This window comes from Streptomyces asoensis (genome assembly GCF_016860545.1).
Lineage (GTDB): Bacteria > Actinomycetota > Actinomycetes > Streptomycetales > Streptomycetaceae > Streptomyces > Streptomyces asoensis.
This window is the reverse complement of record NZ_BNEB01000002.1, coordinates 2,161,462-2,185,501: the sequence shown is the minus strand read 5'-3', so window position 1 is coordinate 2,185,501 and position 24,040 is coordinate 2,161,462. Positions and strand designations below refer to the sequence as shown.

General features: G+C 70.2%; 21 protein-coding genes and 1 pseudogene. 12 read left to right on the top strand and 10 right to left on the bottom strand.

Features of this window, described 5'->3' with window-relative positions; translation table 11 throughout:
* Positions 1-95: 95 nt before the first annotated feature.
* Together Saso_RS12650 and Saso_RS12645 are read left to right on the top strand one after the other, a co-directional pair.
* Positions 96-548: a nuclear transport factor 2 family protein gene (locus Saso_RS12650; protein WP_189928726.1), complete on the top strand. Its 453-nt coding sequence runs from the start codon at positions 96-98 to the stop codon at positions 546-548.
* Positions 549-662: 114 nt separating this feature from the next.
* Positions 663-2,402, top strand: a complete 1,740-nt coding sequence (locus Saso_RS12645) for a 3-hydroxyacyl-CoA dehydrogenase family protein (RefSeq protein ID WP_189928725.1) — start codon at positions 663-665, stop codon at positions 2,400-2,402.
* An 80-nt stretch (positions 2,403-2,482) separates the two neighbouring features.
* On the opposite strand, the gene Saso_RS12640 is transcribed toward Saso_RS12645, so the two are convergent.
* The 4 genes from Saso_RS12640 to Saso_RS12625 form a co-directional block, all read right to left on the bottom strand.
* Positions 2,483-5,356, bottom strand: coding sequence for a helix-turn-helix transcriptional regulator (locus Saso_RS12640; RefSeq protein ID WP_189928724.1), 2,874 nt, complete (start codon positions 5,354-5,356; stop codon positions 2,483-2,485).
* Positions 5,357-6,208: 852 nt separating this feature from the next.
* Positions 6,209-6,418, bottom strand: coding sequence for a DUF6243 family protein (locus Saso_RS12635; protein WP_230426620.1), 210 nt, complete (start codon positions 6,416-6,418; stop codon positions 6,209-6,211).
* 517 nt (positions 6,419-6,935) lie between these two features.
* A complete protein-coding gene (locus tag Saso_RS12630) occupies positions 6,936-7,583 on the bottom strand; it encodes a ScbR family autoregulator-binding transcription factor (protein WP_189919458.1) in 648 nt (215 codons plus the stop codon).
* A gap of 712 nt (positions 7,584-8,295) precedes the next feature.
* A complete protein-coding gene (locus tag Saso_RS12625) occupies positions 8,296-10,056 on the bottom strand; it encodes a glycoside hydrolase family 6 protein (RefSeq protein ID WP_189919456.1) in 1,761 nt (586 codons plus the stop codon).
* Between the two features lie 1,143 nt (positions 10,057-11,199).
* Here Saso_RS12625 and Saso_RS12620 point away from each other — a divergent pair.
* Positions 11,200-12,333 carry a GH12 family glycosyl hydrolase domain-containing protein gene (locus Saso_RS12620; protein WP_189919454.1) on the top strand — a complete coding sequence of 378 codons (1,134 nt, stop codon included), beginning with the start codon at positions 11,200-11,202 and terminating at the stop codon, positions 12,331-12,333.
* A gap of 289 nt (positions 12,334-12,622) precedes the next feature.
* Entirely contained in the window at positions 12,623-13,645 is a 1,023-nt protein-coding gene (locus tag Saso_RS12615; protein WP_189919452.1) for a LacI family DNA-binding transcriptional regulator, read from the top strand.
* A gap of 35 nt (positions 13,646-13,680) precedes the next feature.
* Here Saso_RS12615 and Saso_RS12610 read toward each other — a convergent pair whose 3' ends face one another.
* Positions 13,681-14,013, bottom strand: a complete 333-nt coding sequence (locus Saso_RS12610; RefSeq protein ID WP_189919450.1) for a UBP-type zinc finger domain-containing protein — start codon at positions 14,011-14,013, stop codon at positions 13,681-13,683.
* Between the two features lie 258 nt (positions 14,014-14,271).
* On the opposite strand from Saso_RS12610, the gene Saso_RS12605 reads away from it, so the two are divergent.
* From Saso_RS12605 to Saso_RS12595, 3 genes are all read left to right on the top strand, one after another.
* On the top strand, positions 14,272-14,640 hold the full coding sequence (locus tag Saso_RS12605) for a hypothetical protein (RefSeq protein WP_189919448.1): 369 nt from the start codon (positions 14,272-14,274) through the stop codon (positions 14,638-14,640).
* Positions 14,641-14,707: 67 nt separating this feature from the next.
* The gene (locus tag Saso_RS12600) at positions 14,708-15,121 is read left to right on the top strand and encodes a hypothetical protein (RefSeq protein WP_189919446.1); all 414 of its coding nucleotides are present in this window, start codon (positions 14,708-14,710) and stop codon (positions 15,119-15,121) included.
* A 391-nt stretch (positions 15,122-15,512) separates the two neighbouring features.
* On the top strand, positions 15,513-16,256 hold the full coding sequence (locus tag Saso_RS12595) for a trimeric intracellular cation channel family protein (protein ID WP_372442433.1): 744 nt from the start codon (positions 15,513-15,515) through the stop codon (positions 16,254-16,256).
* A gap of 160 nt (positions 16,257-16,416) precedes the next feature.
* On the opposite strand, the gene Saso_RS38235 is transcribed toward Saso_RS12595, so the two are convergent.
* Positions 16,417-16,632 carry a hypothetical protein gene (locus Saso_RS38235; protein ID WP_229901149.1) on the bottom strand — a complete coding sequence of 72 codons (216 nt, stop codon included), beginning with the start codon at positions 16,630-16,632 and terminating at the stop codon, positions 16,417-16,419.
* Between Saso_RS38235 and Saso_RS39050 the strand changes: the two are divergent.
* The 3 genes and pseudogenes from Saso_RS39050 to Saso_RS12580 all read left to right on the top strand — a co-directional run.
* A pseudogene (locus Saso_RS39050) lies at positions 16,585-16,755 on the top strand (TetR family transcriptional regulator); the annotation flags it as partial. The gene Saso_RS38235 and the pseudogene Saso_RS39050 overlap by 48 nt on opposite strands.
* A gap of 519 nt (positions 16,756-17,274) precedes the next feature.
* The gene (locus tag Saso_RS12585; RefSeq protein ID WP_189919442.1) at positions 17,275-17,892 is read left to right on the top strand and encodes a DUF4232 domain-containing protein; all 618 of its coding nucleotides are present in this window, start codon (positions 17,275-17,277) and stop codon (positions 17,890-17,892) included.
* 49 nt (positions 17,893-17,941) lie between these two features.
* A complete protein-coding gene (locus Saso_RS12580; RefSeq protein WP_189919440.1) occupies positions 17,942-18,319 on the top strand; it encodes a hypothetical protein in 378 nt (125 codons plus the stop codon).
* Positions 18,320-18,383: 64 nt separating this feature from the next.
* On the opposite strand, the gene Saso_RS12575 is transcribed toward Saso_RS12580, so the two are convergent.
* Both Saso_RS12575 and Saso_RS12570 read right to left on the bottom strand, forming a co-directional pair.
* Positions 18,384-19,637 (bottom strand): helix-turn-helix domain-containing protein, encoded by a 1,254-nt coding sequence (locus tag Saso_RS12575; RefSeq protein WP_189919438.1) that lies wholly within the window; start codon positions 19,635-19,637, stop codon positions 18,384-18,386.
* Positions 19,638-19,789: 152 nt separating this feature from the next.
* Positions 19,790-20,590 carry a crotonase/enoyl-CoA hydratase family protein gene (locus Saso_RS12570; RefSeq protein WP_189919436.1) on the bottom strand — a complete coding sequence of 267 codons (801 nt, stop codon included), beginning with the start codon at positions 20,588-20,590 and terminating at the stop codon, positions 19,790-19,792.
* 98 nt (positions 20,591-20,688) lie between these two features.
* On the opposite strand from Saso_RS12570, the gene Saso_RS12565 reads away from it, so the two are divergent.
* A complete protein-coding gene (locus Saso_RS12565) occupies positions 20,689-21,201 on the top strand; it encodes a winged helix-turn-helix transcriptional regulator (RefSeq protein ID WP_189919434.1) in 513 nt (170 codons plus the stop codon).
* A 27-nt stretch (positions 21,202-21,228) separates the two neighbouring features.
* On the opposite strand, the gene Saso_RS12560 is transcribed toward Saso_RS12565, so the two are convergent.
* On the bottom strand, positions 21,229-21,675 hold the full coding sequence (locus tag Saso_RS12560) for a hypothetical protein (protein WP_189919432.1): 447 nt from the start codon (positions 21,673-21,675) through the stop codon (positions 21,229-21,231).
* Positions 21,676-22,066: 391 nt separating this feature from the next.
* Here Saso_RS12560 and Saso_RS12555 point away from each other — a divergent pair, with 391 nt between their 5' ends.
* Entirely contained in the window at positions 22,067-23,425 is a 1,359-nt protein-coding gene (locus Saso_RS12555) for a DUF1996 domain-containing protein (protein WP_307822221.1), read from the top strand.
* 121 nt (positions 23,426-23,546) lie between these two features.
* Here Saso_RS12555 and Saso_RS12550 read toward each other — a convergent pair whose 3' ends face one another.
* Entirely contained in the window at positions 23,547-23,906 is a 360-nt protein-coding gene (locus Saso_RS12550) for a DoxX family protein (protein WP_189919428.1), read from the bottom strand.
* Between the last annotated feature and the right edge of the window lie 134 nt (positions 23,907-24,040).

The window sequence follows — 24,040 nt, the reverse complement described above, 5'->3', positions numbered from 1 at the left end:
GCCGCCACCGGCAAGGCACCGGGACCCCGCCGTCCCGAGACACCAGACCCCGGGCCCGACACCCGAGGCTCACTGCGAGAGGGACCGGAGACCCCATGCCCGACGAGGCGACCGCCAAGCAGCTCATCCTGGACCACTGCCGGAAGATCAACGAGGGGGACGTGGAGGGCCTGCTCAAGCTGTACGCGGAGGACTGCTGCTTCGAGGACCCGGTCGGCAACGGCAAGCAGTACGGGCTCAAGGCGCTGAGCCAGCGCGCCGCGGCGGCCGTCTTCTCGGGCGCCTACGAGGACGCGGCGTCGCCGGTGGCGTCCAAGGACGGCCGCTGGGCCGCGGTCCCCATGGTCTCGACGTTCAACTACCTGCCGCTCGCCGGGCCGGCGATGGCGCAGAGCGGCCTGCTGCCGTCGGATCCGCCGCCGGACCCGGAGCACAAGATGATCCGGGTCGACATCGTGATGGTGATCCGGGTGAACGACGACGGTCTCGTCGACCAGATGCAGGCCTTCTACGGCCGCGGTGACGCCACCGTCATCGACAAGGGCTGACCCCACTCGGGCGCAGGGGATCCCCGCCGCCTTCGCCGCCCGGACGGAGAGCCGAGCCGCGGTCCCAGCGTCTGCGCACCGACCGGACAACGGAACCGAAGGGACCCAACCACCATGGCTCAGACGTTCACGCGGACAGCGGTGATAGGGGTGGGCGCGGTCGGCGCCGCGCTCGTGGACCTGCTGGCCCGGGCGGGGCTGCCGGTCACCGCCGTGGAGGCCGACGAACCGTCCCTCGCGGCCGGCAGGCGGCGGGTCGCCGGACGCGCCGCCGACGGTGCCGAACCCCCGGGAGTGCGCTGGAGCACCCGGGTGGCGGACGTCGCCGGTGCCGATCTGGTCGTCGAAGCGGTGTCCGAACGGCTGGACGCCAAGACCGCCGTGCTCGGGGAGGCGGCCCGGGTGTGCGGGCCGGGCACCGTGTTCGCCACCACCACGAGCGGGCAGTCGGTCACCGAGATCGCCTCGCTGTGCGGCACCATGACCCGCACCGTCGGCCTGCATCTGTTCCCGGCGGTGCCCACGACGGCGGTGGAGGTGGTGCGCACCCCCTTGACCGAGCGGCCCGTCCAGGAGGCGGTGGTGGACCTGGCGCGGCGCCTGGGCCATACCCCGGTGGGGGTCGCGGACCGCCCGGGCTTCATCGGCGGCGCACTGGCGATGGCGTACCTCAACAGCGCGGCGACGATGTACGAGCAGCGCTACGCCTCCCGGGAGGACATCGACACGGCGATGACGCTGGGCTGCGGGCTTCCGATGGGTCCTCTGGCGCAGCTCGACGTCATGGGCCTCGACGTGGCCCGGGACACGCTGGAGCTGCTGTACGAGCGGACCGGCGACCGGGCCTACGCGCCTGCGCCGCTGCTGTCGCACTACGTGGCTGCCGGGCTCCTCGGGCGGAAGGCGGGGCGCGGGTTCTACGACTACGGGTCCGGCGGTGCGACCGTCGCGTCCTCGGCGGTCGGCTCCCCCTCCGCCGAGGGCGGCCCGTCCACGCGCCCCGTGCGCACGGTGGGCGTGGTGGGGTCCGGGACGATGGGCGCGGGCATCGCCGAGGTGTGCATCAGGGCCGGCCACGCCACGGTGCTCGTCGCGCGCAGCGACGCCAAGGCCAAGGGGGCAGTGCTGGCGGTCGAGCGGTCCCTGGAACGGGCGGTCGGCCGGGGGAAGGTGACCCGGCAGGACGCGGACGCGGCCCTGGGCAGGCTGGTGGCCGTCTCCCAGTTGGAGGCGCTCGACGAGTGCGACCTGGTCGTCGAGGCGGTGGTCGAGGACCTGACGGTCAAGCGGGGCCTGTTCGCCGATCTGGGCCGGACGTGCCGGCCGGACGCGGTGCTGGCCTCGTCGACGTCCGGGCTGCCGATCATCGAGTGCGCCACGGCCACGGGCCGCCCGGAGAACGTGCTCGGCATGCACTTCTTCAACCCGGCTCCGGTGATGCGGCTGGTGGAGGTGGTCCGCACGGCGCTCACCTCCGACAGGACGGCAGGCATCGCCCACGCCGCGGCCGCCGCGATGGGCAAGCGTCCGGTGGGCTGCGCGGACCGGGCCGGGTTCATCGTCAACGCCCTGTTGTTCCCCTACCTGAACCGGGCGATCAGGCTCGTGGAGGAGCAGGCCATCACCCCGGACGACGTGGACGCCGTGATGACGGGCGGCCACGGCTATCCGATGGGGCCGCTGAAGCTGCTGGACGTGGTCGGACTCGACGTGTCGCTGCAGATCCAGCGGACGCTGCACGACACGTTCCTCGACGCGTCGCTCGCCCCGGCCCGCTACCTGGAGCACCTGGTGCGGGCGGGTCATCTGGGGAACAAGACGGGGCAGGGGTTCCGGGTCCACGCGGGCCGCTGAGCCGCCCGCCGGGCCGCCCACGCGCGGGGCCGCCGGGACGGTGCCCCCGCGCGTGGGGGAACCGCCGCCGCGGCCTCATGTCACGCGGTCTCGGGCAGGTCGAACTGAAGGTCGATCGGCAGCTGTTGGCGACCGCCGATCTTCAACTTCCGGTAGACCCGCGTCAGGTGCTGTTCGACGGTGCTGACGGTGATGTACAGCTGAGAGGAGATGTCCCTGTTGGTGTAGCCGCAGGCGGCCAGCGCCGCCACCCGCTTCTCCGAGTCGCTGAGCTTGGCCTCGCGGGTGTCCACCACGGTCTTCTCCGGGCGGGTGCCCCAGTCGTCGTCCCCGTGGGCGAGGCGGATCCGCGCGCACAGCGGCTCGGCGCCGCACTCCCTGGCCAGTTCCCAGGCCCGCCGCGACGCCATCGCGGCCTGCGCCGGATCCCCGAGCCGCTTGTGGGTCTCGCCCAGGTCGCACAGGGCCCGTGCCAGCTCCAGACGGTCACCGGACAGGCGCAGTTGGGCCACGGCGCGGGTGAGCAGCCCCAGCCGCTCCCCCGGTGCGGACGCCTCGGCGAGCAGCCGCAGGGAGATGCCGTGGATCCGGGGGTTGGCGTCGTCGAGGCGGGAGATCTGCTCCAGGACCAGCCGCTCGGCCTCCTTGTACTCGCCGGTGCCGAGCAGCGCCTCGGCCAGGTCGCTGCGCCAGGGCACCCACACCGGCTGGTCGAGGCCCCAGCGCTGCGCCGTGCGGCCCACGGCCATGAAGTCGTCCAGCGCCGCGTCGAGGCTGTTCGTGGCCAGGTTGTAGTGGCCCCGGGCCCGCAGGTACGTCAGGCCGTAGGCGCTCGCGTACACCGCTTGCAGGGCGGGCTCGTTGAGCTTGCGGGCGCCGGCCTCGTACTTGCCCATCGCGGTCTGGGCCATCACCTGGACGGCGATGAGGCCGCAGGCCAGCACGCTGCGCTTGTGCTCGGTGATACGGCTCAGCCCCGCGTCGATGCAGCGCTCGGCCTCCTCGGGGTTGCCCTCCGCGAGGGCGACCTCGGCGCGCAGCCCGGCGAACATGGCGTGCCAGCCGCCCGCGCCGCGCCGGGCGGTGTTCCTCAGGAGCACGTCGCACCAGTGGCGGGCCCGTTTCGTCTGCCCGGAGAACAGCAGGCACTTGATGGCGCTGGTGATGGGCTCCATCGTGGCGTCGGTGAGCGCGGAGCGTTGCAGCATCTCCTCGGCGGCGGTGACGAAGTCGCCGCGCCAGGGGCCGAGGAGCAGCCTCCACGGCTGCTGGGAGACCCGGACGGACGGCGGCTCGTTGCCCGGCCGGGCCGGCAGGGCCCGTACCTCGCGGCTCTGGGGCGGGATGCCGGCCATCCGGCTCTCCGCCCACGGGTAGCGGCGTTCGACGATGGAGGTCATCAGGGCAGTCGCCGTGCCCCGTTCCGGCGCGACGGCGGCCGGACCGGCGTGCACGCCACCGCCGGCGGCACGTCCGGACCCGCCGGCCCCGGACGGCACCATGGCGTCCCCGGTGTCGCGGGCCCCGCCGACGAGGACCTCGTGCGCCTCCTCCAGCCGCCGGTGGGCAAGGAACAGGTCCGCGATCGCCGTCGTGTACCGGGCCGGTGTAAGGCCCGCCCGCACGGCCGCGAGCAGTTCCTCGGCGGCCGTCTCCGCGGCGGCCGGGTGGTTGCGCCGCAGGATGACCGAGGTGCGCACCTTGATCTCGATGCGCCGGTCGGGCTCGTCGCAGACCCGGTGGGCCAGCTCCAGGCAGGCGACCGCCACGCCGTCCTCGTCGTCGGCGAGCGCCTCCTCCGCGGCGTCGCACAGGACGGCGACCACCCACGGCTCGTCGATGCGTTCCAGCGCCAGCAGGTGGGGGGCGACGGCGGAGGCCGGGGCGCCGTCGGCGTACAGCAGGGTGGCCGCCCTGCGGTGGAGCTGCTGGCGGTGCTCGGGGTCCATGCCGTCCAGGACCTGGCTGCTCACGGCCGGGTGCTGGAAGTGGCAGGCGTCGACCACGCCGGCGGCGTGCAGGGCGCGCAGGCCCTGGGCGGCCGAGGTACGGGGCAGCCGGCACAGCCTGCTGAGCAGGTCGAGGGTGGTGGCCGCGCCCAGGACGGCCAGCCCGTCGGCGACCTTGGCGGCCGTGGGCCCGCTGCGGTCCAGGCAGGTGAGGACGGCATGGGCGAACGTCTCCCCGGGCGCCGGGTCCGGACAGTCGCCGGACGTGCCCGTGACCGTCCCGCGCTCCTCCAGCAGGGCGCGCAGCAGCAGCGGATTGCCGCGGGTGACGGCGTAGAACTCCTCGGTCGTTTCCTCGTCCACCGGCAGCCGGGGCTGGTGCTGGGCGAGGAAACGGGCCACCGCGTCGGGGCCGAGGCCTTCCAGGCGGATTCTGCGGAAGTTCGGCTGGCGCAGGAGTTCGGTGCGGTAGGCGGTGTCCTGCTGTCGGTAGTAGAGGGCCTCCGTGAACACCATCAGCAGCCGGCTCGTGCGCGAACGGCCCGCTATGTAGAGCAGGTATTGCAGGGAGGTGCTGTCGGCGTGCTGGAGGTCGTCGACCCCGATGACCACGAGCCGGTCGCGCGCGACGGTGCGCAGCGCCGTCCAGAACTTCTGCATTCTCGCGCCGCTGCCCTGGGCCGTCCCGTCGGGCAGGCCGGGGCCGGTCGACCCCTCTTCCTCGTCCAGCAGTCGTTCGAGCCAGATCTTGGTTTCGGTGGGCAGGGCTTCGCTGTGGACGAGTTGCCGCACCAATCCCAGCGGAACACTTTCCTCCGACGGCATTCCGGTGGCTCGGAGAACGATTGCTCCGGCTTCACATGACAATACCGCCAGGGCTTCTAAAAGCTCGGTCTTGCCATATCCGACGGCTCCCTCGACAAAAATGGTTCTCGCTCTTCCCGCCGCACTGTCGCGCAGAGCTATTCTCAGTGCGGCGAGTTCTAATTCCCTGGCTATCAGCATACGGAATCCGGATCCCCCTTCACCGATGGACCGGCGGCAATGACAGAGCGTCAACGCCTTCTGCTTCGGCGGTGGTTTCGGCCGCTCCGCCCGGATGAGACGGATGTCCGCACGGCTGATTCCCCCGCCCGTGTCCACAGATCGATGAAACCCTCGGGCTCATCCGACTGTCAACCATCCCCGGACCGGACCCCTCCGCCTGGCCAGCGACGGAAACACGGATACCGCGACCTCAATCTGCCGCTTGATACCGAAGTAGACGGTCCCGTTTCCATGGGAACCACACATTCCGCTGTACGGCCACGAAGAGGCACCGGTCTGAATTCTCACCAAATGCCCGCTGACGAACAGTTGTGGGCCGCCTCTCACATGCGGTCGGGTGATTGGCCGATGACGGGACGGGCGCGCGCCGTAAGTTAGGGGTATCCCCCTATCGAAGTCCGGGGGCGCGTCGCGTTCGGCCCGGATCCCTAGACGAGGTGCGCTGCGCCACACAAGCGGTATCCGATTTCTTAACCACCTCTTTACCAGCGCGTAAATTCGGCGGCGCCGGCGCGCCGAGCCGGTGAGGACGCCCGAGCGAGGGGCCCTACCGGTTCCCCTGCCACCTGACCAGTGCCGTGCCCGGCGACATCCCGCGGGGGAGCTCGTCCGACAACACCAAGATGGTGCAGCTCGGGGTGGTGGCGGTGACGGGCTGGTGGATCTGCGGCTGGCTCGGTTGGTCTGAGACGCGGGTGCTCGGCCGAAAGCTGAGCAGGGCGGGCCGCGCCCGGTACGGCAGCAGGGCTCGGACCACGTGTCGCGGTCCGAGCCCTGCCCCGTGCGGTGTCACCCTGCGGCGGCGGTGCGTCAGCTCTGTGCGCTGTTGTCGCCCGACTGCCCAGCGTCCTCGCCTGTGCCTGTCTTTTCGCGCATCTTGCGCACCAGCTCCGCCTTCTGGTCGGCGGCACCCTGGCGGTCGAGGTTGCGGTGCGGACCGTTGTTCTGCCGTTCGGCGCGGGACAGCTTCTTGCGCTGGCCGCCGCCCATGCCCACGGGGTTGTTGATGTTCTTGCTCACGGGCTCTCCCGGAATGTCATGAAGTGATCTACGGATTCATCGGTGGGGGACGAGCACGGCGACGTCGAAGGACGTCAGCAGGGGCCCATCACGCTCTCACTCGTAAATCAGCGTCTGGAAGAACATGAGCTAGACGTTACCTGGTCCCGTCGGCTCCGCATACCAAGTTTTCGCCGTCCCGGCGTCGACCAGGCCTTCAGGGAGCGCCCAGGGGCAGCCGTATCCCGTACAGGTCCCACTCCTCCTCGCCCCCGCGCGCGTCGGCTAAGGCGTCGAGGTGCGCCAGGCCCTCCTCCGGACGGCGGCTTCGAGCGAGACACAGCGCGGCCAGCGTATGGAGGACCCAGTCGTCTCCGTTGGAAATGTCTGCCTGGACCCTCATCACGTCGACCGCTCGGCTCCCCCAGCCGTGCCGGGCCATGAGCTGCGCGAGCTCGAAAGCCGAGTCGGGGTCGCCGGCCACCCCTCCGTCGGTGTACAGGTGTGCCGTGATCCGAAACGGCCTCCGCCCAAGGAGTCAGGCCAGCTCGGGGACCAGCGCCGCCGTTTCCCGCACCAGACGCTCACCGCGGTCCGCCGCCACATCCAGACGCATCAGCACCGACGGCGAAGCGATCGACGGCAGCAGATGCTGCAACAGCACCGAGATCCGGTACTCCACATCCTTCAACCCCGTCTCCAACTGCGCATACAACTGCACCCCGTTGAAGGCCCCCACCACCAGCTCGGCGATCTCCCTGGGCACCACATGCCCCAGCGTCTCCCCCCGCTCACGCGCCGCCGACACGATCTGCGTGATCACATCCACCCACACCGGCCACGCACTGCCGTAATACTGACGCCCCGCCGGATCCGCCGACAACCGCGCCCCCGCCCGCACCACAGGATCGAACCGCAACCGGTGCGCCACCGACATCGCCACATCCACCAACTCCTGGAGCTTGATCTCCTGCTCCGGCAACGGCTGATTGGCCTGCACCTCCAGCACCCCCCGCGCCAGAGCCTCCTTGGAGTCGAAATGGAAATACAGCGCACCCTTGGTCACCCCGGCAGCCTTCAAGATGTCCGCCACCGTCGCCGCCGTATAGCCATGCTCCGCGAACACCGTCGCGGCAGCCTCCAGCACCGCACGGCGGGTCCTGACCGCTCGCTCCTGCTGGGCCACTGTCCCTCCCTCTCACCCGACCCCGCCGACCCCGACACGAAACCGACGAAGAACAAAACCGTCCACCTGGTACTGTACCCGCGCTTTAGAGGTTCCACCAGAGTTCCCCCCAACTCCACCCGACCACCACCAGCCCCGGCCCCGCGTCCCCATCCGCCCCGCACCCACCCGAACCCCCAGGCCACAGCAGCGCACCGAAGGCAGCAGACCGCCGGTCGAACAGACGACAGAAACCGGCACTTCGCCCGCTTTACCAAGAGAGCTAAGCACGCGCGGGCACCACGGCCGGACGACGGCAGAGCACGGACGGGGGCACGACGCTACCGTCCGCAAGTCTGCCGCCCGCTGTCGCCCCGCCGCCCTCACGCCATCACCGGCACCCGCCCGCCCGACGGCAAGCCCACACCCCCCACCACCTTATGAAACCGAGCATGCGGTTTCCTTAATCCACCATCCCGACAACACCCACCCACACAAACCCCCAAAAAACCTACCAAGAACAAGGACGCCCACCCAGACGCCGGTCAGCCGCCCGAGGACCACCATGGCCAGGCGGAACACCGCGGGCCGGTCCGGACAGCGTCGAGCCCCGCCCCCCCGCGCCGCCTCACCCGAACTGCTCGTGCGTACGTGCTCGCTCCGAAGCAACTCGACGCGTCGGGGCCCCAGCCGAGAGGAGGCTGGGGCCCCGGTCTGTCACCTGGTCACCGGATCACGACAGCGGCGGGTAGGCGTTCTGCATCAACTGCTGGAACTGGGCCGGGAACCAGTGCCCGGCGAGCGGGGCGTTCGGCAGTGCCCCGGTGGGGTTGTTGCCGTTGCGCGCGTTGCCGCCGTACGTCGGATCGCACATGCGGTCGAAGCCCTTGCCCTCGTCGTTGGGCACGGCGGCGCTGTTGCCGTCGGACTCCCCCGGCGGCTTGACCCACACGTAGGCGTCGACGCCGGTGGCGGGGGCGGCGGTGGGCCGCTGGCCGATTCCGGCGCCGCTCTGGTTGCACCAGTTGCCGGCGTGGAGGCGCAGGTCGATCCGGCCACCGTTGACATAGCTGTCGACGGAGGTCGTCGGACCGGGTCCGGTGGGCCGGGCGGAGCCGCCCCAGCCGTTGCGGGAGGTGTCGATCAGCATGCCGAGGCCCGAGTCGAAGCCCGCGGCGACCAGCTTGTCCCGCAGCCCGAGCGCGAACGACTGCTCGTCCACGTACTGGTTCCAGTCGATCCACTTCGCCTGGCGTATGGTCTGCCCGTTCACCATGTCGGTGACCTTGAAGTTGGGCTCCTTGACGGGGCTGTAGTTGGCGGTGTTGACGATGAATCCGGCCACATCGCCGACGCTCGCCCCGTTGGTCGTGGCGACCTTGTAGAACTCCTGCACCGACGGGCCGAGGTTGCTGTCCCAGCCCAGCCAGCCGTGGTGGCCCGCGTCGATGTAGTTGTAGACGTTGGCGAGGGCGCCGAGCTTGTCGAGGGCGTAGGAGACGCCCTTCTCGTAGTTGCCGTTGCTCTTCATCGTCACGCACGCGTCGGTGGTGGTGTTGGTCCCACCGGCGTTGGTGACCAGGTTGGGCAGTGAGTCGGGTTCGATGACGGTGGCGATCCGCAGGCCCGCGTACTTCGCATCGGAGAGGATCGAGGTGATCGGATCGATGTACTGACTCTTGTACTTGTCGAGGTCGTTCGGCCCCAGTTCGCCGTTGGAGGCGAGGGCAGCGCAGTCGCGGCCCGGCAGGTCGTAGATGACCAGCTGGACGACGAGCTCCCCGCTGCCCTTCTGCTTCAGCGCCTCGTCCAGGTGGGCGCGCAGGCCCATGCCGCCGTTTACGCCGCCGATCGCGGCGATGCGGTCCAGCCATACGGCGGTGGGCTGGTTGGAGATGCGACTGCCTCCCGGTTCGGCGACCGCCTTCGCGGACCATTCCGGGTTCACGTAGACCTTGGCGCCGACATAGGGGTTGGCGGCCTTCGGCCCACCCGGGCCGGGGTCGGTCGGCCCCGGATCCGTCGGCCCCGGATCCGTCGGCCCCGGATCCGTCGGCCCCGGGTCGGTCGGTCCGCCGGCGACGTTGCAGGCCACGCCGTCCAGCGTGAACGTGGCCGGGACGGCGTTGCTGCCGCTGTAGGACGCCTGGAAACCGAAGCTCGCCGAACCTCCGGTGGGGAGCGTGCCGTTGTAGCTCTCGTTGGCGGCCGTCACGGACGAACCGCTCTGGCTGACCTTCGCGTTCCAGCCATTACCGATCCTCTGATTTCCGGCGTACGACCACGTCAGCGACCAACCCGACTTGGCCGGGCCGTTGTTGGTGATCGTGACGGCGGTGGTGAAGCCGGTGTCCCACTGGTTCTGCACCTTGTAGTCCACCGTGCAGGGCGCGGCCGCCGTGACGGCGCCGGCCGGCGCCGAGACAAGTGCGGCCGCCGAGGTGCCACTGAGGAGCGCGAGCGCTGCGAGCAATGAGGTTTTGGTGCGACTCATGACAAGGAGCTTCCTTCCGGTTGGACAGTTTCTCCGATGGTTCAGCCCGCGCAGGTGCTTGCGCGCGTTGCTGCGAACGGGGTCGGCTCGGCACTGCGGCCGAGGTCAGAAGCGACTCGGAGGAGCAGTTCTTCGGGCACCGGGGCCGGAGGCGTGGGGCAGGTCAGGAGACGCTTTTGGGGAGCGCTCCCCACCAGGAGGTCTACGCGTGGAGCCGCCGGCGCCATTGAGTTCGAGCATTGTCGGAGGCTTGAGAGCATCCCCTCGGGAGGCAGGAGCGCCCGAACGGACACTCGCGTCGGTCGCGATGAGGCTCGTCCGGCTGTCGCTCGCGCCGCACCCGCCGGCGAAAGCCGCCGGCGGGTCGCCAACTGCCTTACCTCAGCCGGGCATCGCTGGTCGACGCTGCCGCTTGGAGGCCGTGGCCCCGCTGACCGGCGACGGCGCTCTCCGCCCTGCGGGGGCGTGTTGCTCCCGGCGGCCTGGTCATGGGCCCGCCGCGCCGGCGACGAACGAGTCGGCGCGTGCGGTGGCCGGGAAAGATGAAGGTGCGGGGTGTCGCATGAGCGACTCCTTGCAGTGTGGCACCGTGACCGGCGCGTCGACTGATGGAACCGCTCCCACTGGTGCGGAGGAACGTAGCGCCAAGCGGCGCGGTTGCCCAGAGGTCCGGCTGAACTTCCGGCCAACTAAAAGCTTTCGCACGTTCAACTCTTCGCGCTCCTTGACCGCCGCCGCACCCGTCCCCATTATGGGAGCGCTCCCACTGGCCAGGAGTTGCGCTCCCCCGAGCCTTGAGCCGCCAGGAGGAACCGATCATGGATCCCGGACACCAACACAGAGCTGCCCGACGGGCGTTGACCGCCAAGGCGGCCGCCACGCCTCCACCTCTGCCCACGCCGACCGGCCGCGTGCGCAAGGGTCGGGCGCGCAACAGGCATTCAGCGCAGCGTGGAACACGTCCTCCTGGACCTCCCGGCACCTACCTACCGACCGCTTCAGGAATCACCCCCAGGACACCCGAGCCGCCCTTCTTGTCAGGAGCATGATCCTCTCCTACAGTCCCAGCGAGCCCGCCCTTTGGGAGCGCTCCCAACCCCATGCAGAAGCCCTTGCCCCCCACATCGGCAGCGGAGGACCCGCATGCAACCGTCACGTCACCAAGTCCGCAGGACGCGCGCGCTCTGCGGTGCGCTGCTCACCACGTTCGTCGCGCTGGCCGCGCTGCTGACCGGCGCCACGACCTCTCAGGCCGACACCACGATCTGCGAGGAGTTCGGCAGCACCACGATCCAGGGCCGCTACGTCGTGCAGAACAACCGCTGGGGCACCAGTGCCACCCAGTGCATCTCCGTCACGAACTCGGGCTTCAGGATCACCCAGGCCGACGGCTCGGTGCCGACGAACGGGGCCCCGAAGTCGTACCCGTCCGTCTTCAACGGCTGCCACTACACCAACTGCTCGCCCGGCACGAACCTCCCGGCCCGGCTCAGCTCCATCGCGAGCGCGCCCTCGGGCATCTCCTACAGCTACGTGAGCGGTGCGGTCTATGACGCCGCCTACGACATCTGGCTGGACCCGACACCACGCACCGACGGCGTGAACCGCACCGAGATCATGATCTGGTTCAACCGCGTGGGATCCGTGCAGCCGGTGGGCTCGCCCGTCGGTTCCGCCACGGTGGGCGGACGCCAGTGGCAGGTGTGGTCCGGCAACAACGGCGGCAACGACGTCCTGTCCTTCGTCGCCCCGTCGACCATCGACAGCTGGAACTTCGACGTCATGGACTTCGTCCGGCAGGCCGTCTCCCGCGGACTCGCGCAGAACAGCTGGTACCTGACGAGCATTCAGGCAGGCTTCGAACCGTGGCAGAACGGCGCCGGTCTGGCCGTGAACTCGTTCTCCTCCACGGTGAACCTCGGTGGCGGCACGCCTGGCGACCCCGGCACCCCCGGTCCCGCCGCGTGCAAGGTGGCCTACGGCACGAGCGTCTGGCAGGACGGTTTCACCGCCGACGTCAGCGTGACCAACACCGGCTCCTCCCCGGTCAACGGCTGGAACCTCGCGTTCACGCTGCCCTCCGGGCAGCGGATCACCAACGCGTGGAATGCCACGGTCTCGTCGTCGACGGGGGCCGTGACGGCCACCAACGCCGCGCACAACGCGTCCATCGCACCGGGCGGACAGGTCTCCTTCGGGTTCCAGGGCACCTACGGCGGCAGCTTCGTCAAGCCGGCCGCCTTCAGCCTCAACGGAACGGCCTGCACCAGCGCGTGACCCACAGGTCGTTTCGCCCTTCCGAGGCCCGCCCGATCGTCCACGTGTCGCCCGGGCGGGCTTCCCTCCTCGCCTCCCGGACCTTCTCCCCTCTCCGGAGTGCCACCCCTCCCGGAGATCGTCCCCTCCCGGAGCTCCCGCCTTATCCGACGAAGAGCGCAACAGGTAGGGCATCCGCACCGTGCAGCACCCCATATCCCCATGGCTGACACAGCGCGGGTTCCGCACGGAAGGCGTGTGCCCGGTTCCTTCGGCCCGTAAGATCGGCTCTCTCATGGGGGAGGTGGTCATGGGCACGCGACGCCCCGGCACGCCGACGTTGGAAGAGGTGGCCGCCCTCGCCGGGGTGGGGCGGGGCACGGTCTCCCGCGTCATCAACAACGCGACCGGCGTGAAGGCATCGACGCGCCGAGCCGTGCAGCAAGCCATCGAGGAACTGGGGTACGTCCCCAATCTCGCGGCCCGCTCCCTGGCCGGCCAGCGAAGCAATGCCGTCGCTCTGGTCCTCACCGAACCCGACTGGAGAATGTTCGCGGAACCCTTCTTCTCCGAGATCGTCCGCTCCCTCGGCGACGCGCTGGCGGACATCGGGATGCAGCTGATGCTGACCCTGGTCCGCTCGGACGCCGACCGGAAGCGCTTCCTGGAGTACGCGCGCGGCAGCCGGGTCGACGGCGTCCTGCTGCTGTCCGTGCGTGCCGGGGACCGACTGCCGGACATGCTCGCCGAGGCCCGGTTGCCGACCGTGATGCTGGGTCGCCGATCGGGCGACGAGTACGTCAGTTACGTGGACGCGGACAATGTGGGCGGGGCCCGCAGTGCCGTCTCCCACCTGGTGTCACGGGGGCGCAGGACGATCGCCACCATCACCGGCCCCCTGGACATGGACGCCGGCCAGTGCCGACTGCGCGGCTATCAGGACGCGTTGGCACTGGCCGGCCTGACAGGCGAGAAGTCCCTTGTGGCCGAGGGTGACTTCACGCAGGACAGCGGACGCCGTGCCATGACGGAACTGCTCGCACGGCACCCGGACATCGACGGCGTGCTCGCCGCGTCGGACACCACGGCCGCAGGGGCTCTCCAAGCGCTGCGCGCGGCGGGACGGCGCGTGCCGGAGGACGTCGCCGTGATCGGCTTCGACGACTTCCCGTTGGCCCAGCGCACGAGACCGCGGCTCACAACGGTGCGTCAACCACTGGAGGAGATGGGCCGGGCCATGATCCGGCTGCTCCTGGAGGACATCGAGGAGCCGTCGGTGGCGTACCGCCATGTCATCCTCCGTACGGAGTTGGTCGTCCGCGAATCGACCTGAGGCACACCGACTGCCCGGCACCGGGCCTGACCAGATCAACCAGTGGACGCTCGACTGACGTCACACGGCTGGAGATACAGCTCGTCCACAAAGCACCAGGCCCATTCGTCGCCGTGCTCGGCGGAGCGCATCAGCGGGTGTCCGCTGGATTCGAAGTGGGCAGTGGCATGACCGTGGCGCGAACTGTCGCAACAGCCCACGTATCCGCAAGTGAGGCACACCCGCAAGGCGACCCAGTCGTGACCGAGGACCACGCACTGCCGGCACACGACGCTCTGCGGCGTGGCCTCCGGTTCGGCTGTTTCGATGTGTACGCATTCACGCCCCTCCGGCCGACCACCATCGGGACGCGGGGTCCACCTGGCCATGACGTCTCCTCCTGCGCCTGCTTCGCTGACTGCTGCCGCTGTGAATACTTCGGCTCTTCCGCGGCTGTCGGATGCGGGACGCTCGCGGGGTGCCGTCCTCGTCGGTGAACGCCCCGCGCGCGCTTACGGCCCGCGTTCAGGAGGTGCGTAAAGGGTTTTGCCAGATCAATCCGGTCATGCCTAGAGTGCGACGCCGTCGGAGTCGGCGTCCGGCAGATGGCGCCTGGCGGGTGGCGCCTGGAAATGGGGGCGGTCGTCGTGGGCGTTTTCGTCCGGATCAGGGGTTGGCTGGAGTGCGACGACCGGCAGCTCATCCAGGTGAAGGAGATCGTCGGAGCGGACGATCCCGATCGGACCTACAGTGGTGGCTGGGCCTTTCCCGAAAGGCAGTACAACTTCACCCATTGGGTCTTCTTCGGGGCCGAGATGCGCGCGCAGTCCACCGACTGGCTCTTGGAGCTACTGCGTCGTGTGGCGCGGGTGCCGGCTTCCGACGACGACAACGACCGGATCACCGGACTGTTCCTCGTCAGCCACGAGACCGACGGCATGAGCGAGTGGCAGGTTCGCGACGGCATCGTGGTGATCACAGTCCCGAGCGCCGCCTATCAGTTCCTCGACGAGTAGGGCCGGAGAGACCGCCCTCGGACGGGCGGGCTGTGGACCGTCCCGTGTGCATGCCATGATCGGTGGCATGAGCACAGACACGGGACATTCGGGCATCGTCCACTGGAGGCGCAGCCTGTGGAACGGCGCCCGCTGCGAACCCGTCCTGGTCACGCTGCGCCCCGGCAGCCTGCACGTGCGGGACCGGTCCCTCGGCACCGTCGCGCACGTCGACCCGCATGCCGTCACCGGCCGCCTGACGCGGTTCGGCACTCTCGTGCTGACCATCGACGGGCGGCGTCACGCCCTCGTCGGGCGCGGCGCCTCGCTGTCCCCCGCGCCCAGCACGGAGCAGCGGCAAGCCCTGGAGGACGCCGGACACGGCGCAGCGTCGCCGGGTGCGGTCGGCGGAGCAGTGGACCAGTTGCTCAACGGTGGCGCGGCGGCACTGATGCGCGACTGGCACGCCCGCCTCGCGGCAGCCGGAGCCCGCCTGACCTGATCGAGAGGCGGCGCGCGGAGGTTCCGACCGGTGCGGAGCCTCCACCTCGTCCGTCATCCTGGACGGACAATTCTCGGCACCGTTCGGTTCGTCACGGGCCAGGCCGATCCGTGACGGACCAAGTGCACCTCATTCTCTGCTCACGGCGGGCGAGACCACTGGCCGCCTCGATAGCGTGCCGTGTCAGCCAAGGCCGATGCCGTCGCGGGGAGCGTCCCCACGACCGTCCCACCGATGCGTGGACGACTTTTCGAGCACAGCACCTGTCCATGCAGTCCCCGATCCAGCCTCTCAGGATTCCTATCTCCGTCATGCGCCGTTCGCCGTACGACACACCGGATCGCAGGGCCGACGTCGGGCCGAGCCCAGGGAGCTTCAAGTGATCTCCGAAATGCACGAGTTGGCGGGCGCCATTCAGTATCCGCTCGATCTGGCCGGGATCTTCGCCTTCGCCGTCCACGGGGCCCTGATCGCCACACGCAAGGACTTCGACTTCTTCGGCACATTGCTGCTGGCCGAGTCCGCGGGTGTGGGTGGCGGGCTCTTCCGGGACCTGGTGCTGCGTGTCGAACCTGTCGCGTTCACCGACCTGGGCTGCGCGACCGCCCCTTTCCTGGCGACCTTGTTGGTGTTCTTCAGTTCGCGGGCCCAGTCCTGGAAACTGGGGTGGCACGTGGCCGATGCGGGCGCGTTGGGCATCTTCTGCGTGACCGGCACCGTCAAAGCCCTGGATCACGGCCTGAACTCCCCGGCCTCCGTCGCCATCGGGGTGACCACGGCCGTGGGCGGCGGGGTCGCCTGCTCGGTACTGGCGCGTGAGATACCGTCGTCGCTCGCCTGGGACCGCGATCTGTACGTCGTGCCCGCGTTGCTCGGATCCGGACTGGTGATCCTGCTGCACGCCACTTCCACCCTCAGGGTGGCCACCGCGGTGGCGGCCGGGCTGCTCGCCTTCGCGCTTCGGCTGTCGGCCGTGCGGCTGGGCTGGCGCACGCCGAGGTCCGCGTTGTGGCGGGGTGCGGGTGCGGCACCGAAGACCGGCACGTTGCCGGACGGGCGACGGGAGAAGAGCACGCTGCCGTCGGCCGACGCTCGAACCGCTCAGCACCGGCAGATCAGTTCAGAACTCCGCTGAGCCGCGCGTACGGCTACGCCCGGGTGTGCCACGAGCCCGGAGGCACAGGCCGGTCGGTCCCCGCGTCCCGACTGCTGCCGACGCCCCACCCCGAGCCTCCCGGCCCCTGACCACCACCCCCCGCCGCCCCCTCACGCCTGCTCGGCCGTTCGGCCTGTGATCACCGACCGACGGTCTTGGCGTAGTGCGCCCACTGCTGCACGGTCCACGCCGTCCGGTCCGACCCCATGGCCGTGATCGCGACGAGTTCCTTCCTCTTGCCGGCTTTCTCCAGCCGGGCCAGCTGTACCGGTACGTCCCCGGCAAGCACGAACTCGTCGAGCTGCTGGTGGAAGAGGTGCTCACCGACGCGCCGGACCTGTCCCGGGCGGCGCACGGCGACTGGCGGGGGACCGTGCGGGAGTGGACACGGCAGTGCGCCGCCCTCTGCTCGGCGCACCCCTGGCTGCTCACCGCCACCGCGATGCGCCGCCAGATCATGGGCCCCCGACAGCTGCGATGGCTCGACACGGCGCTCGCCGCCCTGGAGCCGACGGGACTGGGCGGCGCGCAGCGGCACCAGACCTTGCGCCGACAGCTTCCCCGCTCTCGTCAAGGCCGTCGCCGACGGCGCCTTCGACGCACCCGCCACCGACCCTCTCGACTTCGGCCTCGACCGGATCCTCGACGGAGTCGAAGCACTCGTGGCGGCACAGGAACAGGACGGACGGCCATGAGTTCCTGGGTGCGGCTGACGGCCGCCGGCCCCGATGGGCGCGTCCGCAGCGGTACCGCATCCCGGGGAGGCATCCCAGGCTTCGTCATTCATGCAGGTCATCGGGGGTGGGATCGTCCCGTCGTTGCAGGGGGCCGGCGGCTGTTGTCCCAGGCACGGCTGGCATCCGAGGCTGTGGCTGTCGCACCGGCTGAAGTGCCGAGCGGCCCGGCTGCCCCAAGACACCCACACCGGCACCGGCACCGGCACCGGCACCGGCACCGGCACGTGCGACCTCACAGCGATCGGAAACGGAGCATGCACATGAGCGTGAAGTCTTTCGGAGGCCGCCGTCTGGCCGTGGCCACAGGTCTCGTCCTGGCTCTCGGGAGTGGCCTCTCGGCACAGGCCGCCGCCACCGGCCCGCGAGCGGGCGGCGGCGCGGCCGGGGACTCGGTGGCGCACGGCTCGGACACCCGCGGCGGAAAGGGTGCCGTCGCCGCCTGCTCCCAGGAGGCTCTGGGCGTGTCCGCCGTCAAGGAGCCCGCGGACAGCAAGGAGGCCAGGCACCTCCTGCTGATCGTCCAGAACGCCGGCGACAAGAAGTGCAACCTGTATCGCCACCCCCTGCTGCGGCTCGGGGCCGATGCCCGGACCACCGTTCCCGTGATCGAGGAGAGCGACCCGGACCCGGGGGTTCCCGTGACTCTCGCTCCCGGTGAGGAGGCCTATGCCGCGGTGCTCGTCAGTGGTGGGGCCAGGGACGAGTACGAGGCGAAGAGCATGGCCCTCGGTCTCCAGGGCCGTCAGCCCGGCAGTCAAGTGGGCCGGCCGATCGACGTCCCCATGCCCGCCCCGACGCTGTACGCGGACGACGGCCAGCTCGTCACCTACTGGACGACCGCTTCCGGTTTCGCCCTGGACTTCATCATGTCGAAGTGACGGCCCCGACACACCGATGCGCAAGACGACCCGAGTTCTTGGAGGAACGATGAAGCCTGCCATCCGGAAGACCGCCAGCTTCGCGGGGGTGAGTGTCGCCGTCGCGGCCATGTCCCTGACCGGCGCGTCCGCGGCGCACGCGGAGGGCCCCACCCAGGGCTGCCCTTACCCGTACGTCTGCTTCTACGTGGACAACAACGCCTTGCTCGCGGGCACGCCGCTCTCGAAGTACAAGGACGTCACCAGCTCCTACCAGTCGGTCACGCCCCGCCCGCACTACGGGGTTCTGAACACGCGGAACGACGACGTGGTGTACCTGCGGCTCCAGAGCGGGGGATCCATCTGTCTCTCGCCGAACAGCCAGACGGTGTTCGCCAACGCCTACGTCGTCAACGGCATCAAGATCTCCAGCAGTTCCACCTGCTAGCACCACCTCCGCAACGGCCGCGGCGTGGCCACTCACCGCTTCCGGGACATGCCTTGACACATATTCAGGTCATGGGGATCCAGCGGTGGTCCCGATACCAGTAGCGCGGCAGCCCTTCGATGCCGGTGGTACGGAACGGGCGACCGTGGTCGTCGATGCGCACCGTGCCGGTCCGGCCCTGCGAGGACCAGTCGAGGTCGAGATACCAGGCGCAGGTGCAGGTCACGGTGCGTGCGGCGAGCATCAGGACCTCAGGATCCCGCAGGGACACCCGGTAGGGGAAGCCGACCGCGGGAGCCGGTCGGTCCGGGTCGTTGCCGGGCGTCGGACGGGCCAGCGGTCGGCGGGAGTCGAGGTTCACGGCGAAGTGGCGGGGGACGAGGACGGCTCCGCACCCTTCGTACATGGAGTAGGCGGCACCCGAGCGGTCGGCCGGGGTGACCCGGTCGACCACGCGCACGTGCAGTGCCTCGAGGACCACGGCGGCGGCGCCGCGTCCCTGCACCGAGATCCGCAGATTGGTGGTGCGTCCGTGGACTGCCGCCTGGGACGCGGCCCATCCCTCTGCGTCCGCCGACGTCGGCGGGGGCGGGACCTGCTCCGGCGGCTTGGCGATGACGTAGTCATGGTCGCAATCGAGCTGCCAGACCTGGGACTTGACGGTCCAGGTGAGCGGGGCCGGCGGCTGGGCCTCGTCCGCCTGGTCCTTCTGGAGGCCGCCGCCGCCTTGCGCGGCCGGTGCCGAGGGCTTCGGTGTGGTGGAGGCGGAGGACGCCGGACCACCGCCGCCGACGGGAGGCCCGGCAGCGGATGCGGTGAGGCCGGCGAACGCGACGGCGCACGCGGCCGCCAGCACGAGCGAACGCACGGGACGTCGTCGAGGACGCGGCGCGGCAGCCGGCCTGGCGGCCGGCGACGCCCACCCCGGTACCGGGACGGTGGGCGCGGCCTGTCCGGGTGTCGCGTCCACCTGGACGCCGGGGCCGACGGACGTGGACACGGCCGCCGGGCTCGCCGTGCCCTGGCGCCGCGGTGAGCGCCGGGCCTCGGACAGGCGTGATCGTTGCCGTGCCGCGACTGCCAGGATCCATCGGCGGTGCAACTCCACGCGTTCCTCGGCGGAGGCACCGCAGAGTACGGCGAACCGCTCGATCCGGGAGAAGTCCAGGGGCACGGCCTCTCCGGCGCAGTAGCGGTGCAGGGTGGAGGCGTTCACGCCCAGACGGCGGGCCAGCGCCGCGTAGCTGCGATCCGTGCGGTCCTTCAGACGCGCCAGCAGCAGGGCGAACTCCGCCACGTCGTCGTGGATTGCATCCATCCGGTCCGTACCCGCATCCATCCGTCGGCCTGCGCAGACATCTCACGACCCGGGCGGCGTCCCGGGTACTCCCCTACCTGCACGTCAATACGGCCGGGATGGTTCCGGAGTGGGGTACGGCCGCCGAATCGCGTCGCTCGGGCGGCGAGCAGTCAGCGGCCGGTGAAGACGGCGTCTCGGCGCTCGACGAAGGACCGGACGCCTTCAGCGCCGTCGGCGGTGGCGATGAGGCGGGCGATGTCGGGGCGCAGCCGTTCGATCGCGGCACCTTCGCCGTGCTCATGGGCGAGGTGGGCCGATTCGAAAACGGTCCGGACTCCGAGCGGGGCCGACTTCTCCGCGATGACCCGGGCCAGTTGCGTGGCCCGCTCGATCGCGGCCGGGCCGTCGTCGGCGAGTTCCTGCACCAGTCCGATGCGGTGGGCCTCGGCGGCGTCGAACTCCTCCCCGGTGAGGATCCAGCGCATGGCGTTGCCCCAGCCGGCCTGCCGGGGGAAGCGGAAGGTGGCGCCGCCGAAGGGGTAGATGCCGCGGCGGATCTCGTACTGGGCGAAGCGCGCGTCCCGGGAGGCCACACGGATGTCCGCGGCGAGCAGCAGTTCGATGCCGAGGGTCATCACCCAGCCCTGCGCGGCCGCGACGACCGGCTTGGTCCAGGGCCCGTCCAGGCGCCAGGGGTCCCGGCCGCCCGCGGGGGCGTCGAACGTTCCCGAGGCCAGTTCCGCACCGACGTCGAGCATGTCCAGACCCGCGGTGAAGTGGTCGCCGTGGGCGAACAGCACGCCGCACCAGAGGTCGTCGTCGGACTCCAGCAGGCCGTACGCCCTCGAGAGTTCCGTGAGCATGCGCCGGGTGAAGGCGTTGCGCTTGGCCGGGCGGTTCAGTCCTATCGACAGGACGTGCCCGTCGCGCTCGACGGTGACCTCGGCCGTCTCCGTGGACGTGGAACTCATCAGTCCTCCTGAGTTGCATGACGAGACTTACTGGACGGTAGTCACGGACGGCGCTCGGCACAAGTGCATCTCATGATGAGACTGATAGGGTGAGCGGTATGAGGCGGACCTCTTTCGACGGCTGGCCCTGCTCGATCGCCCGCACCGTCGACATCCTGGGCGACGGCTGGACGCTGCTCGTGCTGCGCGAGGTCTTCTACGGCGAGACACGCTTCGACGGCTTCGTCGAGTCGCTCGGCATCGCCCGCAACACCCTCACCGACCGGCTGCGGCGCCTGGAGACGGCGGGGCTGCTCACGCGGAGCGCCTACCAGAGCGAGCCCGTCCGCCACGAGTACCTGCTGACGGACAAGGGCCGGGACTTCTTCGGCGTCCTGGCCGCGATCAACGCGTGGGGCGACCGGTGGCAGTCCGGCGCGGAAGGCGTCCCGGTGGTCATGCGCCACACCGCCTGCGGCCACGACACCCAGGCACAGGTGGTCTGCCCCTCCTGCGACGAACCGCTGCGCCACGAGGACATGTCCGTGCACACCGGCCCCGGCTACCCGGAGCGCCTGCTCGACGACCCCGCGGTGCGGGCACGCTTCGGCGACGGAACGAACAGACAGTGAAGCACGGTTGACGGTGGTGCGGTCGGTTCAGTGGGTGTCGAGCGAGCCCACGGCCGCGCGGATGTGGGGCGATCCGTCAGCCGGCGTCCCTCCGGCACACCACCAGGCGAGCTGCCCGTCCACCTCGCGCGCATGCAGGCCCAGCTTGTGTTCGACGCACAGGGGCCATGCCTGCCACAGACACTCGGACACGGTGTCCTGCGCGGCGTCGGCGACGATCGCCAAGGCATGAGCGAGGTCTTCGGCCGCTTTCGGGTACAGGTGACCGCCGTGCCACTCCCCGCTGGCCAGCGCAACGTAGACGCACTCCGGCTCGCCCTCCTCGTAGGAAGGCTGGGCCACGAGTTGCAGGGGCCCCTGCTCGGGAAGAGTCACCGAGAGGTCCCGGTTGAGGAGCGCGAGGGCCTCGTCCCACAAGGGATACTCCCCCACCAGGACGCGACGGAGCGCGGGATAGTCGAACTGGGCGTGCATGGGACCATTCTCCACCACCGACGAGCGGCTCCGACCGGGCACCGGGGCACGGGCATCCCTCGGCCACCGGGCCCCTTCAGTGCCCGCTTCCGCCGGAGCCGGGACCGACCCGCGGAGAGCTGAATCGGGGCTCCCGCTGCTTGCGACGGCTCCGAGTCCGTTCTCGACGTCAGTTCTTACGTGTCCATGACGCACATCGTGAAGTGCTGCCGGGTGCTGCTCCCTCGGGCGAGGCTCGAGCATCTCAGCGGCGAGTGATCGTGTCGCCGCCGGGTCAGGGATCCACACAGCGCAATCGGGAGTTCTCATGCGAGCAGATCACAGGCGCGGCCGAAGCCGCCGCAACGCCCTCGTAGCGGTCACGGCCCTACTGGCGGGGGGTGGTGGCCTGGTGGCCGTGAATTACGCCGCCAACGCGTCGGACGTCACCGCGGCCGCCCCCACGACCCGGTCGGCCCGGACGATCAGCTGTCCGGACGTGAGGAGCAAACTGCCGACGGTCCCCCGGCAGGCCGAGGCCGAGGTGGAGCGGAACCTGCACCTGCTGGACCGTCAGACCGCGGAGGCCGGCCGGCGACTCGTCGACACCGAGGGACAAGGCGGCCCCGACTTTGTGCAGAACGCGATCCTCGGCCCCTTGGCGGACAAGAGGAAGGCGACCATCGATCGAATCAGCATCGCCATCGGGCGGTCGGCCGCCAAGCCCGCGGGGCTGGACGGCCTCGCCGTCTGCAACCTCGGCCTCGCCGCACCCGGCACCCAGCCGTCAGGCGCCGGGGAGGCGAGCCGCAGGCCAGGCGGCTCCCAGGGCGCGGGCGGCGGCTCCGGTCAGCAAGGAAGCGGCTCCGGTGCCGGACAACAGGGCAACGACGGGCCCACCGCGGCCGACTTCGTGGACATCACGAAGGTGGCCCCGAACGTTCGCGCGGTCCGCAGGACCGCCGGCGCCTCGACCGGGGCTTTCACCTCGCGCTGCGGAACCAACGAACGAGGGCAGCACAATTCGGACAACGACATCGTGGCTCCGGGCGTGAGCAACGGCGCCCATCACGTCCACGACTATGTGGGCAACAAGAAGGTGGACTTCAACTCGACCAACGAGTCACTGAGCGCCCAGCGCACCACCTGCACCAACGGCGACCAGTCCGCGTACTACTGGCCCGTCCTGCGTGACACCAGCCGTCGGGGGCCGGACGGGAACGCCCTCGGCGGTGGCGCCGAGGGCAACAGGGGCGCCATCCTCGTGCCCTCCACCGTCACGATCACCTACCAGGGAAGCCCCACCGGCAAGGTCGTGGCGATGCCCCGCTTCCTGCGGATCATCACCGGTGACGCCAAGGCGTTCACCAACGGAACCAAGAACGCCAACGCCCACTGGAGCTGCACCGGCTTCGAGAACAAGGTCCAACTCACCGACAAGTACCCGATCTGCCCCCGCGGCAGCAAAGTGGTGCGCAGCTTCGCCTTCCAGAGCTGCTGGGACGGCAGCAACACCGACAGCGCCGACCACCGCAGCCACGTCGCCTTCCCCGACGCACGCGGCAACTGCGCCGAGGGCTTCAAGGCCGTCCCCCGGCTGACGATGCGCCTCGTCTACAAGACACCCGCGGCGCCGAACTTCGCCGTCGACGGCTTCCAGGGTCAGCAGCACAACGCCATCACCGATCACAACGACTTCATCAACGTGATGAGCGACCGGCTCATGAGGCAGGCGGTCTCGTGCATCAACTCCGGTCGCCGCTGCGGCTGATCCCGGCATGCCGGGCCACCCCTCCCCCGGTCTCGGATCCCGCCACGCGTACGGCTGACCACCGCGGCCGTGAGGCGGCCGGCCGAGCAGTCGCCTCCGTGCCTCGATGACGGGGCCACGATCACAGCCTGGTGGCCAACCAGGCGGTCACGGCCGCGGTGGCGGCGAGTCCGACATTGAGGGTGATCCGGCGGTCTTCGCCGGTGAGGTGAACGGCGATCGCACCGGTCTGGAGCACGACGAAGCCGATGGCTGCGGCCGACGCCGTCCAGGGCGCGGTCCCGGTCAGCGGTGGCAGCATCAGACCGGTCGCCCCGAGTATCTCGACCGCTCCCAGCGCTCGGAGGGCGGGCAAGGGCACGCGGTCGACCCACGTCATCATCGGTCGGAGTTGTTCGCGGCTGCGGATCACCTTCAGCGTGCCTGCGTAGGAGTAGAAGAGCGCGAGCGTTCCCGCGACGATCCAGTAGGCGGTACTCATGATTCCCGTTCACGGCGCCCCGGTTTGCGTGGGCTTGTCGATGGTGTCCGAACGATCGTCTCGCCGTCGCGGGGACCCACCGCCGATACGACGGGGTCGCCCTGCGGCTCGCCGGTCTTCGCTTCTTCGGTCAT

Excerpts from the sequence above, each read along its gene's own strand:
- Saso_RS12650 (WP_189928726.1), top strand. The coding sequence starts at position 96 with ATGCCCGACGAGGCGACCGCCAAGCAGCTCATCCTGGACCACTGCCGG.
- Saso_RS12645 (WP_189928725.1), top strand. The coding sequence starts at position 663 with ATGGCTCAGACGTTCACGCGGACAGCGGTGATAGGGGTGGGCGCGGTC.
- Saso_RS12640 (WP_189928724.1), bottom strand. The coding sequence starts at position 5,356 with ATGCTGATAGCCAGGGAATTAGAACTCGCCGCACTGAGAATAGCTCTG.
- Saso_RS12625 (WP_189919456.1), bottom strand. The coding sequence starts at position 10,056 with ATGAGTCGCACCAAAACCTCATTGCTCGCAGCGCTCGCGCTCCTCAGT.
- Saso_RS12620 (WP_189919454.1), top strand. The coding sequence starts at position 11,200 with ATGCAACCGTCACGTCACCAAGTCCGCAGGACGCGCGCGCTCTGCGGT.
- Saso_RS12615 (WP_189919452.1), top strand. The coding sequence starts at position 12,623 with ATGGGCACGCGACGCCCCGGCACGCCGACGTTGGAAGAGGTGGCCGCC.
- Saso_RS12610 (WP_189919450.1), bottom strand. The coding sequence starts at position 14,013 with ATGGCCAGGTGGACCCCGCGTCCCGATGGTGGTCGGCCGGAGGGGCGT.
- Saso_RS12600 (WP_189919446.1), top strand. The coding sequence starts at position 14,708 with ATGAGCACAGACACGGGACATTCGGGCATCGTCCACTGGAGGCGCAGC.
- Saso_RS12595 (WP_372442433.1), top strand. The coding sequence starts at position 15,513 with ATGCACGAGTTGGCGGGCGCCATTCAGTATCCGCTCGATCTGGCCGGG.
- Saso_RS12585 (WP_189919442.1), top strand. The coding sequence starts at position 17,275 with ATGAGCGTGAAGTCTTTCGGAGGCCGCCGTCTGGCCGTGGCCACAGGT.
- Saso_RS12580 (WP_189919440.1), top strand. The coding sequence starts at position 17,942 with ATGAAGCCTGCCATCCGGAAGACCGCCAGCTTCGCGGGGGTGAGTGTC.
- Saso_RS12575 (WP_189919438.1), bottom strand. The coding sequence starts at position 19,637 with ATGGATGCAATCCACGACGACGTGGCGGAGTTCGCCCTGCTGCTGGCG.
- Saso_RS12570 (WP_189919436.1), bottom strand. The coding sequence starts at position 20,590 with ATGAGTTCCACGTCCACGGAGACGGCCGAGGTCACCGTCGAGCGCGAC.
- Saso_RS12565 (WP_189919434.1), top strand. The coding sequence starts at position 20,689 with ATGAGGCGGACCTCTTTCGACGGCTGGCCCTGCTCGATCGCCCGCACC.
- Saso_RS12560 (WP_189919432.1), bottom strand. The coding sequence starts at position 21,675 with ATGCACGCCCAGTTCGACTATCCCGCGCTCCGTCGCGTCCTGGTGGGG.
- Saso_RS12550 (WP_189919428.1), bottom strand. The coding sequence starts at position 23,906 with ATGAGTACCGCCTACTGGATCGTCGCGGGAACGCTCGCGCTCTTCTAC.